Source organism: Ancylomarina euxina, assembly GCF_003863355.1.
Lineage (GTDB): Bacteria > Bacteroidota > Bacteroidia > Bacteroidales > Marinifilaceae > Ancylomarina > Ancylomarina euxinus.
The window spans coordinates 19313-37268 of sequence record NZ_QQWG01000008.1 but is presented as its reverse complement, the minus strand read 5'-3'; the positions used below and the strand labels follow the sequence as shown (position 1 = coordinate 37268).

The following is a 17956-nucleotide window of genomic DNA, read 5'->3' as shown; positions in this document are numbered from 1 at the left end:
GAAAACGTTCCGGGGAGTACTAAAAACGTCCCGGGGATGGAAAATACATCTCGGGGAAGGGTGCAAACGTTCCGGGGAGTAATAAAAACATCCCGGGGATAGTGAAATAGGACTCTTTTATAATAAAGGTGTAGGATAAAATAGAAAAATTAGATTCCTACGAAGGATATTAAATATTGAGAGACTAATATTTATAAAATATATGAAAACAGAATTTTCAAGTAAAACAATCAATCTTCCTCTATGGCGAGGAGTTGCCATAGTATCTGGCGTTTTTGCCATCTTGATTTGTGCCATGGTTATTGTCAATTATATGCAAATTAATAAGGTTGATCCTGTCAATACCGAAGTGATTAATGCTTTGGTGGAACGATTGAACGACAATCCTAATGATAATCAACTGCGGGAACAAATCAGAGAGATGGATCTTTTGGTTCGTAAAGCTTTTTTCACCAACCAGTGGGAAGTGAGAACGGGAGCCTACCTTTTACTGTTTTCTCTTATTGTGATGATCATTGCCATGCAGATCATGAAAATGGGCAAAAAAACATTGCCTTCTGTTGATGAAGAGTACAGTCAAAATATAATCAGCTATCAGCAAAATGCCAGGAAATGGGTTGGTATTGGAGGATCAGCTTTAGTGCTTGTGACTTTGATATTGGCTTTTATCACACATAAAGACTTAGGGACACGATTTACCGATGCGGCTCAAATAGCAAAGGCGAAAACTGAACTTGCCAATGAAGTGTCGCCAGATGCCGTAGTGGCAGATAAACCAGAAGAAATTGAGAAAGAGCTTGCTGTTAAAGAAGTCAATGCTGAAAAAATTGAAACGAAAAAGATTGTTGAAACTACTGTTGAAGAAATAGCAAAATCGAAGTCTGTTGAAAAAGCTGTAGAAACTGAAGAAACACCTGCTGCCCCAAAATATACAGGTCAATATCCAAGTAAGGAGATGATGGCAAACTTCCCTTCTTTCAGAGGACCTGGAGGGAATGGTATCGCTTATCACAAAAATATGCCTACCGAATGGGATGGAGCCAGCGGGAAGAATATCAAATGGAAAGTTAGTACGCCTTTACATGCCTATAACTCACCTGTGATTTGGGGGAATAAACTATTCTTATCGGGAGCTGATGCAAGCAAAAAACAGGTTTATTGCTACGATAGAAATTCTGGTAAATTGTTATGGACAGCTGATATTAAAAACATATCAGGAAGTGCTGCGGCACCAGAAGTAACTCCCGATACGGGACATGCAGCATCGAGTGTAAGTACGGATGGTACTTTTGTTTTTGCCATTTTTTCTAATGGTGATCTTATCGCTTTGGATATGAATGGAAAATCGGTCTGGTCTAAGAATTTAGGTGTTCCTGAGAATCATTATGGGCATTCGTCTTCCTTAATTGTTTTTGAAGATAAGCTGATTGTACAATTTGATCACAAAAAGGCTGGAAAAATCATGGCTCTTTCGACTAAAACGGGAGATGAAATGTGGAGTACAGCCAGAAAAGTGAAAGTGTCGTGGGCGTCTCCGGTTATTGTTCAAAATGGCGAACGTGCTGAAATTCTATTAGCAGCTGATCCTTGTGTGGCTTCCTATGATGCACAAACAGGTGAAGAGTTGTGGAAATTGGATTGCATCACAGGAGAGGTTGGACCATCGGTCGCTTATGCCAATGGAATTGTGTTTGCTCTTAACGAATATGCCAGTTTGGTTGCTATCAAGACGGGTGATAAACCTGAAGTTCTTTGGGAAGCATACGATTACCTGTCTGATGTGCCAAGTCCTGTTGCCACGGATAAATATTTATTTGTTGTGACATCATATGGGCTTGTGGCTTGTTACGATGCTTTATCAGGAGAACTGTATTGGGAGCACGAGTTTGACAGTGGTTTTTATGCTTCGCCAATTTGGGTTGATGGTAAAATATACTTAATAGACAGAGCCGGAAGCATGCACATTTTTAAAGCTGACAAAGAATTTGTATCCATTGCGACATCAAATATAGGTGAAAAGACAGATTCAACACCTGCCTTTGCTGATGGTCATATTTTTATCCGCGCAGGAAAGAACCTTTATTGTATAGGAAAATGATGATGAGCTGATATGGTAATCTGATGATGTGTTAATGTGATGATGCTTGAAAAAGAAACAATGAATAATAATATAAACGATATAGTTGACAGAATAGTTGCAGTGAAAGGGATTAGCTCAGAAAAGGTGATTTCTATTTTACAGGCCATTCAAGCTGAGCTAAACTATTTGCCAGAAGAGGCTTTGAAGCGAGTTTGTGAAATCACTGAGATTACACAAGCACAGATTTCTGGCATCTCAACTTTTTATTCTCAATTTCGTCATCAACCAGTAGGTGAGCATATTGTTCGTGTGTGTGTAGGTACCGCTTGTCACGTTAAGGGGGCAGGACAGGTTTACGATGCTTTTCGAAGAGAATTGAAATTAGCTGATGGTGAAGAAACGGATAGTGATAAAAAATTTACGCTTGAAGAAGTCGCTTGTTTAGGCTGTTGCACCTTGGCACCCGTTGTTCAGATAGACGATGTCACCTATGGACATGTTGAAACGGGAACGGTTAAGGATGTGCTTGAAGATTTTCTTTTAAAAGAGGGACGTGAGAGTGAAGAGAAAGTGAGAACCCTTTCAGAAAAAGGCTTGCCTCAGGGTGAGATCCGAATTGGATTGGGTTCTTGTTGTATTGCTAGCGGTAGCTCTGGAGTGAAGGAAGCTTTAGAAGATACATTAAGTAATAGCGGTATAAATGTAGATGTGAAACAAGTCGGTTGTGTTGGTGTCTGTAACCAGGTTCCAATGATGGAGATTCATAAGCCAGGTGAGGATGCTGTTTATTATACCAAATTGAAATCAGAGGATGTTGGTGATATTATTCAAAGGCATTTTAAATCTGATGGATTTATGAATCGATTCAAAAGTCGATTTTACAATTACGCGGAGAATTTAACGTTTAGCAATATACCTCTGTCGTCAGATCACTACAGTGTGAATGAAGCTGATACGCCAATTGCTGAATTTTTAAAGGGACAAATTAATATTGCTACTGAATACAGAGGTGAAATTCGACCTTCAGATTTTGAAGAATATAAAAGTAAAGAGGGTTTTTCTGCCCTTGAAAAATGTTTGAAAGACTTAAGTCCCAATCAAATTATTGATGAAATTGAAAAGAGCGGACTGAAAGGTCGTGGAGGAGCTGGTTTTCCATCTGCCATTAAGTGGCGTATGGTGAATAAAGTTCAGTCCGATAAAAAATACATTATCTGTAATGGCGATGAGGGTGACCCTGGTGCTTTTATGGATAGAATGCTCTTGGAATCCTATCCATTTCGAATCATCGAAGGGATTATTATTGCAGCCTATGCCGTTGGTGCGACTGAAGGTCGTTTATACATTCGTGCAGAGTATCCTTTAGCTGTAGAGCGAATTCGTGAAGGCATTAAAATATGCAGAGAAAAGGGTATTCTTGGTCAAAATATATTGGGTTCAGGTTTTTCTTTCGATATGGAAATTTTCGAAGGAGCAGGCGCTTTTGTATGTGGAGAAGAAACAGCCTTGATTGCTTCTATTGAAGGTAAGCGAGGCATTCCGCAATTGCGCCCACCTTATCCAGCTGAAAAAGGACTTTGGAATCAACCCACACTTATAAATAATACGGAAACCTTCTCCCTTGTTCCCTGGATACTGAGAAATGGATCGGATAAGTTCTGTGAGATTGGAACTGAAAAAAGTAAGGGAACTAAGGTTTTTGCCTTGGCGGGCAAAATAAATCGTGGTGGATTGATAGAGGTTCCTATGGGGATATCGATTCGCCAAATTGTAGAAGAAATTGGAGGAGGGGTAGCTGGCGGAAAGAAATTTAAAGCCGTTCAAATTGGAGGTCCTTCAGGTGGATGTATACCAGCTTCAATGGCTGATACATGCATCGACTTCGATTCTTTGAAAGAAGTTGGTGCTATGATGGGGTCAGGAGGCCTGATTGTTCTCGATGAATCGGATTGTATGGTAGATATTGCTCACTACTTCTTATCATTCACTCAAGAGGAATCATGCGGACGATGCACATTCTGTAGAATTGGAACGCGTCGTATGCTTGAGATTCTGAATAAGATTAAAACAGGTAAGGGCAAACTCGAAGATCTGGATTTGTTAGAGAAATTGGCAATCAATACTAAGAAAGGGAGTATTTGCGGTTTAGGACAAACAGCACCGAATCCTGTATTATCAACCTTGAAATATTTCAGACACGAATACGAAGCGCATATCAATGGGACTTGCCCATCAGGAAAGTGCGAAAGTCTGATTAAGTATGAAATAAAGGATGAATGCACTGGTTGTACGAAATGTGCACAACGATGTCCGGTAGATGCTATAAAGGCTAAGCCCTATGAATTGCACGAAGTTGATAATGAGCTTTGCATTAAATGTGACATTTGCAGACAAATTTGTCCTGTTGATGCTGTTGTGATAAGATAACTATTGAGGATAAGGTCATTAGAGGATAATCATATGAAAAATAATTTGTGATAATCTGTGTAATTTGTGGACTCTCAGTATTTGTTGTTTTAGGAGATAGGTTTTGATGTTAATTTGGTATAAATAAGTTCAATTTAAAATCAGTAATCTGATAGAAGTAGATTATGGTAAAACTAAAAATTGACAATAAAGATATAGAGGTATCTGCTGGTACAACAGTTTTAAAAGCTGCTGAATCTGTAGGTATCTACATTCCTTCCATGTGCTATTTAGATGGCTGTTCAAATCATCCAACTTGTATGGTTTGCATGGTTAAGGATATTAAATCGGGAAAAATGATGCCATCCTGCGCAACGAAAGTTGTTGAGGGAATGGAATTGGCAAGCGAGGATGAAGAAGTATTTGATGCCAGAAAAGAGGCCGTAGAACTTCTTTTGAGCGATCATGTAGGTGATTGTGAAGCACCATGCCGTGTCGCTTGTCCTGCTTTTATGGATATTCCCAAAATGAACCGATTTATTGCAGAAGGAAACTTCGATGAGGCCATTGAGATTGTGAAAGAAGAAATCGCCTTGCCACATATATTGGGTTATATCTGTTCGGCTCCCTGTGAGAAAGTCTGTCGTCGAAAAGATGTGGATGAAGCCGTTTCCATTTGTGTTTTGAAGAGAACGGTAGCAGAAGAATCAGAAAATACTTACCTACCTGAATTGAATGCAGCAAGTGGAAAAAAGGTTGCAGTGATTGGTTCAGGAGTTGCTGGTTTGGCAGCGAGCTTTCATATTCTTAAAGAAGGACATGCTTGTCGTCTTTTCGAAAGAGAGTCTGTTTTGGGAGGAACACTGCAAACCGCAATCAAGAAAGGAGAGATGCCTCAGGAGATCTTGGATTCAGAAATGATGATTCTTCAGCAATCGGGTCTTGAGATAAATTTAAACACGCCATTATCAATAGAAAATTTTGAGAATATCCGAAAGGAATATGATGCTGTGATTATAGCAACAGGTTCGATTTCCGACGAAATAAGTAACTTGAATCTCGATTTTAAGGGTGAGAAAGACGCATTTAAAACCAATTTACCTGATGTTTTTGCTTGTGGAAGCCTGCTTCGATTACAAAAGATGGCAGTGAAAGCTTTGGCTCAGGGAAAAGAGGCTGCTCATTCTGCGAATCAGTTTTTGAGAGGAGAAGAGGTTGAAGCAACGAAGAGAAAATTCAATTCTCGTTTTGGTGTCCTAAGTCAAACTGAAGCTTTGGAATACCTGAAAGAATCAGAGGAGGGCGAGAGGAAAGATATAAATAGTAGAGAAGACGCAATCGCTGAAGCAAAAAGATGTTTGCATTGCGATTGCAGAAAGATCGATAACTGTAAGCTTCGTGACTGTGCTGAGACATATCAGGCAGATAGAAGAAAATTCTTGATGGGAGATAGAGAATCCCTCAAGAAATATTTCAATCACGAGAGTATCGTTTATGAACCTGAAAAGTGTATTAAATGTGGTTTATGCGTCGAGATTGCCCAGAAGAATAATGAATTAACAGGAGTGACATTTATTGGTCGAGGTTTCGATATGGAAATGGCCGTTCCTTTTAATCAGAATATGAGTAAGGCCCTTACACAAACAGCGCAAAAATGTGCAGAAGCTTGCCCAACGGGTGCTTTGGCTTTGAAATAGGAATATTTTACCCTTCGACTCCGCTCAGGGTACGGATTTAGATTTTGATATTACATTGAATAAACCGTTCGTTGAGCGGAGTCGAAACGATATAATGTAAAAATAAATAAACGAAACATCATGAAAGGCTATATGTATATATTAGAATGTGCTGGAGGGCAATTTTATACAGGTAGTACTTTGGATTTAGATAGACGACTTGAAGAATATCAAGCTGGGGAAGGAGCAAATTTTAATCGAAAACATTTACCCGTTCGTTTGGTCTATTTTGAGGAGTTTGATCGGATTGATGAGGCTTATTACAGAGAAAAACAAGTGCAGGGTTGGGGACGACAGAAAAAGAGAGCATTAATTAAGGAGCAAACTAGCTTGTTAAATGAATTATCAGAATGTAAAAATGATAGTCATTCTAAGAATTTACAAAAAAAATGAAAACCCTTCGACTCCGCTCAGGGTACGGGTTTAGATTTTCAGATTACGTTGAATAAGCCGTTCGTTGAGCGGAGTCGAAACGATTTTTAAAATATATGAAACAACTAATATTTGTAATACTATTCTGTCTAAGCATTGGAGGCACAGCTCAAAACTTTAACAACTGGTTGGCTTTCCGAGGCAATTCGGAATTGACGGGCTGCACAAATGCTGAGGTTCCAAAGGCTCCAAAGTTACTTTGGACTTATAAAACGGGAGATGCCATTAAATCATCACCCATCATCAGTAATGGGACTGTTTTTGTAGGATCAAACGATGGGAAGCTATATGCCATTTCGAGAAATGGAGAGCTTAAATGGACCTTCGATGCCAAGAATTCGGTTGAAGCTGCACCTTTATATTTGGATGGAAATATTTACTTTGGTTCGCTAGAGGGCAAGTTCTTTTGTTTGAATGCCAGTTCGGGTGAGAAGAAATGGGAGTATATAAGCGAAGGCCAAATATCAGGTTCGGCATCCTGGTTCTACTCTTCGGAAGAAAAGAAGAAGCGACTGCTTTTTGGTAGCTACGATTACTTCCTGCACTGTGTGGATGCCAAGACTGGTAAAGGTCTCTGGAAATATGAATCGAACAATTATATCAATGGAGCTCCGGCTTGCAATGGGGAAATTGCGGTGTTTGGTGGTTGCGATGGTTTTATTCATCAGGTTGATGTAAAAACAGGACGAGTGAAAGATACCTTGAATGCGGGATCCTATATTGCCTCGTCTACCGCTTTGGATGGGCAAAGAGCTTATTTTGGAAATTATGATGGGCTATTTTATTGTGCCGATCTGAAAGCGGGAAAAATCCTTTGGCAAAAAGAAGGTGGAATTTCCTTTTTAGGTTCACCATCAGTAAATGAGGATAAAGTGATTATTGGCGCAGAGAATAGAGTCGTGTATTGCTATAATAAGAAAACAGGTGATCTCATCTGGCAATATAAAACTAAGGGGAAAATTGAAGGTTCACCAGTGATCACTAATAAATCAGTTTTGATTGCTTCAGGTGATGGACGAATCTATCAGTTGGATTTGAAAACTGGAACTAAAATATGGTCCTACGAAATAGGTAAAGCCATTATATCAACGCCAGCCGTGGTCAATAATTTAATTATTGTGACAGCTATGGATGGGCGAATTTATGCCTTTGGCGAGAAATAAAATCAGCTTAAAACGAAATAGATGCTTAAACTCGATAAAATCACAAAATATTACGAAGTACCAGAAACGACTATTCGGAGAACGGTGCTCGATGAACTTTCCCTGGAAATAGCAAAGGGAGATCGAATTGCGATTTTGGGACCATCAGGTTCTGGGAAGAGTACTTTACTGAATGTGATGAGTTCTCTTGATCTGCCCAATTCAGGAACTGTAAAGTTTGATGGTGAGGAAATCTCAAATTATGGTTCTGATCAGTTGGCTCAGTTTCGAAATAAGAAAATTGGCTTTGTGTTTCAATCTCATCATTTATTGCCTCAGCTGAGTTTGCTTGAGAATGTTCTATTGCCTTATTTGCCAGAGAAGGATAAGGCTGTGAAAAAAGAAGCAGAGAAAAGAGCCTTGGACTTATTGGATTTTGTGGGTCTATCGAATCAGATTCATCAACGACCAGGGCAAATGTCAGGCGGGGAATGTCAGCGTGCTGCTGTAGTAAGGGCCTTAATTCATCAACCTAAATTGATCTTAGCCGATGAACCGACTGGCTCATTGGATAAGGAAAGCGCTGATCAATTAGCAAAGCTATTTGTGAGAATCAACGAAGAGCAAGCTGTCACCATGATTGTTGTGACCCATTCTCAGGAATTGGCTCAATATATGAACCGCATTTGCCGAATTGAAAATGGTAAGATTAAAGAGCAGAATACTTAGGTTTGTGTGTTCGTTATAAACGATGTCCGAATGAATGCTTGTCATTTAGTAATTAATCTTATATCTCAGATCTAATAGTCTATTAAAGAATATGAGCATCTATCAATACATATTAAAGAGTCTCTGGTTTTTCAGGAAGCAGCATTTAGCAGTGCTGTTGGGGACGATTATAAGTACAGCTGTTCTAACAGGAGCGCTAATTATTGGCGATTCCGTAAAGTATAGCTTGCATCAATTGCTGAATATGCGATTGGGTGAGATTGAATATGCCATGCCAACAGGTGATCGATTTGTGCGAGCTGAATTGGCCAATGACATTTCGAAAGAATTGGGAATTCATGTTTCTCCAGTTTTGAGTGTAAAAGGCTTGGCTATTGAATCAGATTCTCAAACTCGCGCTAATGGCGTGCAAGTTTACGGTATCGACAAAACTTTCTCAGATTTATCAGAAGAATCATTGATAGATCTGAAAAAAGATGAGGTGGCGATAAGTGAAAACCTTGCTGATAAATTAGGTCTGGCAGTTGGAATAGAATTTTTATTACGAGTTGAAAAGGCAAACTTGGTTCCAGTAAATGCACCCTTTGTTTCGGATGAAGATCAGTCCATAGCGCTTCGTTTGACAGTAAGTGCCGTATTGGGTGATGATCAACTTGGACGTTTTAGTCTGAGGAGTAATCAGGTTGCTCCTTATAATATTTTTATCTCAAGAGAATTTCTTGCTGAAGAAATGGACCTGCAAGAGAAAGCTAATTTATTGCTAGCAAATCCTAAAGGCAAAGATGGATTGACCGAGATAAAATTGAATGAAAGCTTGGCTAAAAAATGGCAGGTGGGAGATGCAGGTCTGAAGTTCAAAGAACTGAAAGAACAATCGGTTTATGAGTTGAGTTCTGATCGAATCTTTATTGATGAGCCTATTGCCAGTGAAATTCAAAAGATGTGTTTGCCTAAGGATGCCTTGCTCACTTATTTTGTAAATGGCATCGAGTCTAAAGATGGTAAAACACCCTACTCATTTGTGACGGCGATTGAGAATGAAGATGTTTTCTCCGATATTCGAACCGATCGAATTCATATTAGTTCATGGTTAGCCAAGGATTTGAAACTGAAAGTTGGTGACAGTTTGAAGTTGGATTATTTTGTGATTGGTGCTTTACGTTCTTTGGAAGAAGAGAGCAATAGTTTTCTGGTTTCAGGTATCTTCTCTGAAAAGACAAAGAAACTTGATAAGGCCATGATGCCTTCATTTCCCGGATTATCGAATGCTGGAAGTTGTAACGACTGGGATGCGGGTATTCCTATCGATTTTACTAAGATCCGCGATAAGGATGAGGCTTACTGGAAGAAATATAAAGGAACGCCTAAGGCGATGATAGGTATGTCGAGTGCCTTAAATATGTGGAGTAATAAATATGGCCAATACACAGCTTTCCGCTTTTATAAAGAAGAGCTTTCTGCTCATGAGATTGAAGTGCAAATTTTGGAACGCTTACATCCTTCTATGCTGAACTTGAACTTCATTTCAGTACGAAATCAGGGCGAGAATGCAGCTAACAATATGGTTGATTTTGGAGAACTCTTTCTGAGTCTGAGTTTCTTCATTATCGCTGCAGGTATTCTACTTACCTTATTGATTTATGCCTTAAATCTGGAGAATAGGAATCAGGAAACTGGGATTCTTAAAGGATTAGGCTTTAGTGATAGAAAGATATTAAGTCTCCGATTTTTAGAATCGATGCCAACTGTAGTATTGGGAGGAATCTTGGGTAGTATCATTGGGATAGCCTACAATCAGGCCGTTATTTGGGGATTGAACTCTGTTTGGCAAGATGTGGTTCGTACCAATATGATTCAACTTGATGTACAAATACAAACGCTAATTGTTGGTGCTTTAATAGGAATGATTATCGCCTTACTATCCGTTTACTGGGTGAGTCGTAAGAATTTGAAGCGATCGGTAGTGGGCTTAATTCAAAATACACAAGCTAATTCGAACTCAAAAAAGAAGAAAAGCTTTTCACTTCTAATTGCAGGATTGACTTTCGTGATTTCTATTTTAATTGCTGCCTATGCTTTTGCAAGTTCTGAGATTTTGAATGCTGAATTGCTGATGTCGTCTGGTGGTTTGTTGATGATAGCCTGTTTTGCGGCCTTTTATTACTTTCTGATTGTTAAGGACGAAACAAACAGTAGACATGTGCCATCCATAATGGAATTGGCAATTAAGAATGCTGCGAGAAATAAGGGGCGAAGTTTAACGACTATTGTGCTTCTGGCTCTTGGCTGTTTTTCTGTGATGATTACCGGAGCCAATCGTAAAACATTTGTCGATGCTGAAAATTCTGCTCAATCGGGAACGGGAGCCTATAAATATTGGATAGAAACCACTTTGCCTGTCTTGAATGATATTAATACGGATGAGGGAAAAGAAAAACTTGGTCTGACTGGAGATTCAATTATTGATGCTGTTGGTTTTGTACAATTCCGAAGTCTGGCTGGAGACGATGCGAGCTGTTTAAACCTGAATCAGGTGCAACGTCCTCGCGTTTTGGGTTTCAATTCTGAGACTTTCGATAAACGTTCTGCTTTCTCATTTGCATCATTACATGAATCAGTAGATAAGAATCACCCTTGGTTAGCCCTAAATCAAGACTTTGGAACTGATGTAATTCCTGCCTATGCTGACCAAACAGTGATTGTTTGGGGACTTAAAAAAGCGGTTGGCGATACGCTACAATATAAAAACGAATTTGGAAAGACAATCAAGTTGCTTCTGATAGGAGGCTTGAACAATTCTATCTTTCAGGGGAATATCCTGATCTCTGATCAAAATTTCCAAGCCAATTACCCTTCGGTAAGCGGCTCAAAATTGATTCTTGTTGATGGAATAAATAAAAATGGTATTCAGATTATTGAAGACCAGTTACAAGATTATGGGCCACAGATTCAAAAAGCAAGTGAGCGTTTGGCAGCTTTCTATTCTGTTGAGAATACTTACCTAAACATGTTTATGTTATTGGGTGCTTTTGGGGTGATAATTGGAACTCTGGGATTGGGTATCGTTTTGCTTAGAAACATGTTAGAGCGTAAAAAAGAGCTGGCTCTTTTGAAAGCATTGGGCTTTGAACAAAAAAGCATTTTCAGATTGATCATGATTGAGAATCTGTTTTTATTGATAGTTGGCTTATTAAGTGGTGCCTTAGCTGCAATTGTAGGAATGCTACCATCACTATTTTCCGATGCCTTTAGTATACCTGTAGGCTTTGTTTTACAAGTAACACTTGCTATTCTAGTTTTTGCTTTGATATCGATTTATATCCCAGCAAAACTGGCTATGAAACAGAATTTGATAGAGAGTTTAAAAAATGAATAAGAATATAATACACCAAATATATTTCAAAGAATAACCGACCCAAATCAATAACCTAACTGAATGAACAATGAAAAATTTAAGCTTATTAATCTGTTTGGTACTGTTTTTTTCATGTACTCCAAAAAAGAAAGAAGTCAGTCAATGGCGTGGTGAAAATCGAACGGGAATCTACGATGAATCGAATTTGTTGACAGAATGGCCTGCAGATGGCCCAGTCTTATTATGGGAACACGAAGGTGTTGGTAATGGATACGGATCACCTGTGATCACTCACGATAAGCTTTTTATTAATGGCGAAATTGATAGTTTAGCTTATTTAATGGCCTTCGACTTAAAGGGGGAAATGCTTTGGAAGACTGAATTTGGTAGAGATTGGACAAAGAACTTTGTTGGTAGTCGTTCAGCTCCAACTGTAGTTAATGGTTTGGTCTATGTTGCATCAAGTATGGGAGATATTGCTTGTATCGATACGGAGACAGGTGAGAAAAAGTGGGGATTGAATATGATTGAGAAATTCAAAGGGAAGAACACGCGATTTGGTTATTCTCAATCTTTAGAAATTGATGGCGATTTGGTGTATTGTGCTCCGGGAGGAGAGGATGTGAATATTGTTGCCTTAGATCGTTTTACAGGTGAAACCAAGTGGACCAATAAAGCTTTTGGTGAGGTTCCAGCATACTGTTCTCCACTATTGCTTGAATTCCCAACTCGCAATGTTCTGGTTACTTTTTCAGATAATGCTCTTTTCGGACTGGAATCTCAGACAGGGGAATTGCTATGGTCTCATATGCAAGACACACTTTGTGATATTCATGGAAATACACCAATATTCGAAGATGGCTATTTGTACTATGTTGCCGGATGTGGTAATGGTACGGTGAAACTTCAAATCTCAAAGGACGGAAGTCAGATCACAGAAATGTGGAGAAATAAGCAGCTTGATAATATTATGGGTGGGGCGGTAAAAGTGAATGATAAGATCTTTGCTTCTGGTCATCGTAAAAAGAAATGGAAAGCAATTGATTCCAATTCAGGTGATATGGTTGACAGTTTAAAGTTCGGACGAGGAGCAACTATCGCAGCAAATGGTTTTTTGTATTGCTATAACGAACAAGGAAAAGTAGCTTTGGTAAAAACTGAGCCTAAAATGGAGATCATTAGTTCATTTAAAGTAGAAAAAGGAACCAAAGAGCATTTTGCTCAACCCGTTATTAATAATGGTATCTTGTACATTCGTCATGGCAATGTTTTAATGGCATATAATATAAAAGCTCAAGGCTAGATGTGACTTATAGGTGTGAGGTTTCAAATCTCACATTTCATTTCATTTCAAATTATTCAAATCTAAAGAATATGACTAAGAAAATATTTATTTGCGGTTGTGAGAAAGATGGGAAGATTGAGAAGAAATCTGTAGAAAGATTGATTCATAGTCTAGAGGAGAAGAATATGGGTTACACTTATATCGAAGATCTTTGTGGGACTGTACTTAAAACGCCAGATGCTTTGGAAAGCTTATTTACTGCTGCAGATGCACTTGTTTTTGGTTGTCAATCTCGTGCTATGCAGAATCTAATAAGCAATAGTGGGAAGAAAATTCACGAGAATAAAACAGAATACTATCATATAGACGATGCGGATGGCAACAAACTTGTTGAATCGGTAAAAACAGATAATCCTAAAGCTCTGAAAATTAAATATGCCGATGAATGGAAACCTTGGTATCCGGTTATCGATTATGAGCGCTGTAATGGTTGCAGAAAATGCCTTAACTTTTGCTTGTTTAGTGTTTATTCAGTAGAAGATGATGGAAGCGTTGTTGTTTCGGCTTCGGCCAATTGTAAGGATATGTGCCCGGCTTGTGCTCGTGTTTGTCCACAAAATGCCATTATTTTTCCCAAGCACGCCGAAAGCCCTATTGATGGTGGAGAAGGTGTAATGTTATCGGGAGATAATATTTTGGAGCAAATTCAGAACGACGATGTTTATTCTGTTTTAAGTGCTCGACGCAGCAATTTTAAGGTTTCGCTTTTGAAAAAGGAGCAGCTGAAAATGGCAGAGGAAGAAAGAATAAACTGTAGCACTAAAGAAGAGCCACAAGATAAGGCCTGCGAATGCGATTGTATTTGCAAAACAGAAACAGAGCCTGATTGTGATTGTAAGGATGAGGGATCGGATAAGAACTGTTGCTGCTAATAAGAGAATTTGAATATGATTTTAAAATTAGGAAGTAGAATTATGCGACAAGTGGACTTTCGATTACTTTGGAAGATAGCTTATAACCTTGGTTGGAAAGGTATGCGCACTGTGGCAAAACATAAGAAAAGGTTGAAGAAGGGCGAGTTATTTCCTGCTTTTTTAATGATTTCATTGACTGATAACTGCAATCTGAACTGCCAGGGTTGTTGGGTGAGTATCGATAATAAATCCAAAGGAATGGATGTTGATACGCTTAATAATGTGATAGAATCTGGAAAGAAGAAGGGATCGTATTTTTTCGGACTTTTGGGTGGAGAACCTTTAATGTACCCACATTTGTTTGATGTGATGGAGAAACACTCAGACTGTTACTTCCAGCTCTTTACGAATGGCACTCTTTTATCTGATGAGTATGCTAAGCGGATGAGGTCTTTAGGAAATGTTTCACCACTTATAAGTGTTGAGGGGCTAAAAGATGTGAGTGATGTTAGAAGAGGAGCCAATGATGTTTATGGTCGAACCATGAAAGGTATTGAAGCATCTGTGAATAATAAGCTATTTACGGGTGTTGCGACTTCGGTTTGCAAATCGAACTTTAAGGAATTAGTTAGCGAAGATTTTATAAATGCATGCATAGCAAAGGGAGTTCATTACCTGTGGTACTATATTTATAGACCCGTTGGAGCACGCCCTACGACTGACTTGGCTTTGTCTGAAGAAGAAATTCTTGAACTCAGACAGTTTATGGTTGATATTCGAGTGAAAGCACCCTTGATGATTATCGACACCTATTGGGATGAAAAAGGGAAAGCTTTGTGTCCAGGAGCCATTGGTTTGAGTCATCATATTAACCCTTTTGGCGATATCGAATTCTGTCCGCCCATTCAATTTGCTAAAGAGAATATTGGCAATGGAAAAGATTTAGGTTCTGTGATTGAGAATTCTGATTTCCTAAAGAGTATGCGAACTCGAATCAATAATAAAACTCAAGGCTGTATTTTACTCGACGATCCAGAATATTTAAATACCATATTGAAGGACTCTGGGGCCTATGATTCTTCCAATAGAAATGCAGGTTTTAACGAATTGAGTCAGATGAGACCTTGTGCCGGCCATCATATTCCAGGGAAAGAGATTCCAGAAAAGAGTTTTGTTTATCGATTTGCCAAGAAATATTCCTTTTTTGGATTTGGAGCTTACGGTTAGCCGAAGTGTATAAACGGTTTATAAGTACTCAAGGCACTATATTATTCGTACCATTTAGCTATTTGTAAAATGATATTAAGAAAAGATAAGCCTTCAGGGAAATTGGGAAATGGTTTGCCTCAATCGCCTGAAAAGTTGAAACAAATACGGGATTTGATTTGTGATTATGCGGCAGAGAAAGAATTAGTTCCTCCTTTGCAGGAGGAAGAAGTTATCTTTCATTCTGGCGAATTGATTAAGAAGCATCCTGAGCTTTTTTTATATCAAAAGCTATTGGCTGTCATGATCAACAATCATTCTTGGCGCGATATTGTTTCTGGCATTCCTTTCAATCGACGCATCTTATTACTTCCGAAATGTATTTCTCACTCTACAGATTGTCCAGCTCAATTCGACGAATTGGGTCTGCTTTGTGAACAGTGTGGAAAATGTGATATTGCTGATATTTTAACTCAAGCTGACGAATTAGGCTATCATACACTTGTGAGCGAAGGCACAACGACAGTTACAACGCTATTAACTTCTGGAAAGGTTGAATGTGTGATTGGTGTTGGCTGTTTACATTCTTTCGAACGATCATTTCCTTTAGCTGTAAAAGAGGGAGTTCCTTCCATTGCCATCCCTTTGTATAATAACGACTGTAAGGATTCTAAAGTTGATGAAATTTGGTTGAATGAAGTTTTGCCTATTCGCAGGGAAAGTAATTGGCGAGGATGGATCAACATTGATGCTTTAAGGTCAGAAGTTGATTCATGGTTTGAGAAAGAGCAATTAGAGTATATGCTGGAGGGTGATGATAAAAGCTCACAGATTTCCAGAGATTGGTTGGCTGAAGGAGGAAAGCGTTGGCGTCCATTAATTATGGTGGCTGTTTATAAAGCTCTGAAGGGAACAGAAGTCAATTTGGATGAATGCATTCAAAAATTAGCCGTTTCAATTGAGAGTTTTCATAAGGCATCATTGGTTCACGACGATATTGTTGATGATGATAATGAACGTTACGGAAAGGCTACACTACATAAGCAATACGATACTTCAGTTGCTATTAATATTGGTGATCTAATTTTAGGTTACGGCTATCAATTGATAGCAGAATCGGGTGCGAAACATATTCGGAAACTTTTGAAAATAGCAGCACTTGGGCATAGAGATTTGTCTATAGGTCAAGGGGAAGAATTGCTTTGGCGACGAAATAAGAAACTGCTGTCTGTGGATAAAATTATTAAGATATTTAGTTTGAAAACGTCTCCGGCTTTTGAAGTGGCTCTGCAGTTTGGTGCGATTATATCCGATGCTGATGACGAGGTGATGAAAATTCTGACAGCCTACAGTTCTGCTTTGGGAATAGCCTATCAGATTAAAGATGATTTGGAAGATTTTAATCATGATAATTTAGATAATGCCTTTAATACAATTCAACCCTCATTGGTAACGGCTCTTATTAATCGAAAATATCCAGATAAAATGGAAGTTTGGTTTAAGGATTTCCAAAACGGCGATGACTTAAGTAAAAAAGAAATTTGGAAGCAAACCGAAATTCGTGAAGGCATAAAAGAAGCCGAACAGATGCTGGAGGACTACAAATTGCAAGCCCTGAGCAGTATCGCGGATTTGAAAAGTCCTGCCTTGAAAATATTATTGACTCGCTTTTTGAATAAAATTCTGAATGGATGACAAACTGCAATCAGGAGATATTAAAAGCTCTTTTCAAGACTAAAGAATTATTAAGCGATGAGGCTTTGTTGCAGATTCGAACTTTTGTAGATCGTGCAAAATATCAGCAAGGAGGCTTTGAGGATAGAGCTGGAAAGCCTGATATTTATTACACCGTATTTGGATACACTTTAGCTTTCGTTTACGACATTGAGCTTGATATTGAAAAAGAATTCACTTTTCTAGAGAGATGGAAGGAAACTCAAGAAGCAGATTTAATTCATGCCGTTTGTTTTATACGTTGTTACATGTTGCTTTTGATTATGCAGCAAAAGCAAAAGTTCGGTTTTAAACCCAATGTTTCGGACTTTGACAGCTTTCTTGGTAAGATTTTCATGAAAGGTTTGATTAAAAAAGTGAAGAAATATTGTCAACCTTATTTCGAGCTGGTTGAGTCTTACAGATCAAATGATGGCGGATACAATCACAATGAAAAACAAGCAGAACAAGCGACAGTCTATGCTTCATTTCTGGTTTGGACACTTTATCATGATTTGAATGAAGAAACGTCTCGATTGAATAGAATAACCCATCAGATTGAAACTTTAAGATGTAAAGATGCTTCTTTTGCTAATGATAATTCCTCACAATCAGGTGTGACTTCTGCAACTGCTGCAGGCCTAATTATGACATACGATAAGGATAGCGATTGGAAAAGTACAATTGCTTATTTAAAGCAGAATAGCACGCGAAGAGGAGGTTTTAAAGCTGCTTCAGATTTACCTATAGCCGATATTCTTTCTACAAGTACAGCATTATTAGCACTTTATATGACTGGTGAAAATTTACAAGTCCTATCCGATAAATCTATTGATTTTATTAATTTGCATTGGGACGAATCGGGAGGTTTCTTTGGCAGTATTGCTGATATGACCTGTGATGTTGAGTATACTTATTATGCCCTTTTAGGAATTGGAATCTTATTATAATTCTACTG

General features: G+C 38.5%; 12 protein-coding genes. All 12 read left to right on the top strand.

Annotated elements, in window-relative coordinates; all coding sequences use genetic code 11:
- Window positions 1-202 precede the first annotated feature (202 nt).
- The 12 genes from DWB61_RS09405 to DWB61_RS09350 all read left to right on the top strand — a co-directional run bounded on the left by DWB61_RS09405 (window position 203) and on the right by DWB61_RS09350 (window position 17948).
- Complete coding sequence (locus DWB61_RS09405) at window positions 203-2098, top strand: outer membrane protein assembly factor BamB family protein (RefSeq protein WP_125030654.1); 1896 nt, start codon at window positions 203-205, stop codon at window positions 2096-2098.
- 60 nt (window positions 2099-2158) lie between these two features.
- Entirely contained in the window at window positions 2159-4507 is a 2349-nt protein-coding gene (locus tag DWB61_RS09400; RefSeq protein ID WP_125030653.1) for an NAD(P)H-dependent oxidoreductase subunit E, read from the top strand.
- A gap of 164 nt (window positions 4508-4671) precedes the next feature.
- A complete protein-coding gene (locus tag DWB61_RS09395; protein ID WP_125030652.1) occupies window positions 4672-6183 on the top strand; it encodes a 2Fe-2S iron-sulfur cluster-binding protein in 1512 nt (503 codons plus the stop codon).
- A 120-nt stretch (window positions 6184-6303) separates the two neighbouring features.
- Entirely contained in the window at window positions 6304-6615 is a 312-nt protein-coding gene (locus DWB61_RS09390) for a GIY-YIG nuclease family protein (RefSeq protein WP_125030651.1), read from the top strand.
- 95 nt (window positions 6616-6710) lie between these two features.
- Window positions 6711-7817, top strand: coding sequence for a beta-alanine-activating enzyme beta-propeller domain-containing protein (locus DWB61_RS09385; RefSeq protein WP_125030650.1), 1107 nt, complete (start codon window positions 6711-6713; stop codon window positions 7815-7817).
- Window positions 7818-7838: 21 nt separating this feature from the next.
- Window positions 7839-8525: an ABC transporter ATP-binding protein gene (locus tag DWB61_RS09380; protein ID WP_125030649.1), complete on the top strand. Its 687-nt coding sequence runs from the start codon at window positions 7839-7841 to the stop codon at window positions 8523-8525.
- Window positions 8526-8616: 91 nt separating this feature from the next.
- Window positions 8617-11901 (top strand): ABC transporter permease, encoded by a 3285-nt coding sequence (locus DWB61_RS09375; protein WP_125030648.1) that lies wholly within the window; start codon window positions 8617-8619, stop codon window positions 11899-11901.
- A gap of 67 nt (window positions 11902-11968) precedes the next feature.
- A complete protein-coding gene (locus DWB61_RS09370) occupies window positions 11969-13183 on the top strand; it encodes an outer membrane protein assembly factor BamB family protein (protein ID WP_125030647.1) in 1215 nt (404 codons plus the stop codon).
- A 71-nt stretch (window positions 13184-13254) separates the two neighbouring features.
- Window positions 13255-14097, top strand: a complete 843-nt coding sequence (locus DWB61_RS09365) for an ATP-binding protein (RefSeq protein ID WP_125030646.1) — start codon at window positions 13255-13257, stop codon at window positions 14095-14097.
- Window positions 14098-14112: 15 nt separating this feature from the next.
- The gene (locus DWB61_RS09360) at window positions 14113-15306 is read left to right on the top strand and encodes a radical SAM protein (RefSeq protein WP_125030645.1); all 1194 of its coding nucleotides are present in this window, start codon (window positions 14113-14115) and stop codon (window positions 15304-15306) included.
- 69 nt (window positions 15307-15375) lie between these two features.
- Window positions 15376-16980 (top strand): polyprenyl synthetase family protein, encoded by a 1605-nt coding sequence (locus DWB61_RS09355; RefSeq protein WP_125030644.1) that lies wholly within the window; start codon window positions 15376-15378, stop codon window positions 16978-16980.
- Window positions 16977-17948, top strand: a complete 972-nt coding sequence (locus DWB61_RS09350; protein ID WP_125030643.1) for a prenyltransferase/squalene oxidase repeat-containing protein — start codon at window positions 16977-16979, stop codon at window positions 17946-17948. The genes DWB61_RS09355 and DWB61_RS09350 overlap by 4 nt, the downstream gene beginning before the upstream one ends.
- Window positions 17949-17956: the final 8 nt, after the last annotated feature.

Coding starts and splice junctions, on each gene's coding strand:
- DWB61_RS09380 (WP_125030649.1), top strand. CDS start 7,839: ATGCTTAAACTCGATAAAATCACAAAATATTACGAAGTACCAGAAACG.
- DWB61_RS09365 (WP_125030646.1), top strand. CDS start 13,255: ATGACTAAGAAAATATTTATTTGCGGTTGTGAGAAAGATGGGAAGATT.
- DWB61_RS09370 (WP_125030647.1), top strand. CDS start 11,969: ATGAAAAATTTAAGCTTATTAATCTGTTTGGTACTGTTTTTTTCATGT.
- DWB61_RS09360 (WP_125030645.1), top strand. CDS start 14,113: ATGATTTTAAAATTAGGAAGTAGAATTATGCGACAAGTGGACTTTCGA.
- DWB61_RS09390 (WP_125030651.1), top strand. CDS start 6,304: ATGAAAGGCTATATGTATATATTAGAATGTGCTGGAGGGCAATTTTAT.
- DWB61_RS09375 (WP_125030648.1), top strand. CDS start 8,617: ATGAGCATCTATCAATACATATTAAAGAGTCTCTGGTTTTTCAGGAAG.
- DWB61_RS09400 (WP_125030653.1), top strand. CDS start 2,159: ATGAATAATAATATAAACGATATAGTTGACAGAATAGTTGCAGTGAAA.
- DWB61_RS09405 (WP_125030654.1), top strand. CDS start 203: ATGAAAACAGAATTTTCAAGTAAAACAATCAATCTTCCTCTATGGCGA.
- DWB61_RS09355 (WP_125030644.1), top strand. CDS start 15,376: ATGATATTAAGAAAAGATAAGCCTTCAGGGAAATTGGGAAATGGTTTG.
- DWB61_RS09395 (WP_125030652.1), top strand. CDS start 4,672: ATGGTAAAACTAAAAATTGACAATAAAGATATAGAGGTATCTGCTGGT.
- DWB61_RS09350 (WP_125030643.1), top strand. CDS start 16,977: ATGACAAACTGCAATCAGGAGATATTAAAAGCTCTTTTCAAGACTAAA.
- DWB61_RS09385 (WP_125030650.1), top strand. CDS start 6,711: ATGAAACAACTAATATTTGTAATACTATTCTGTCTAAGCATTGGAGGC.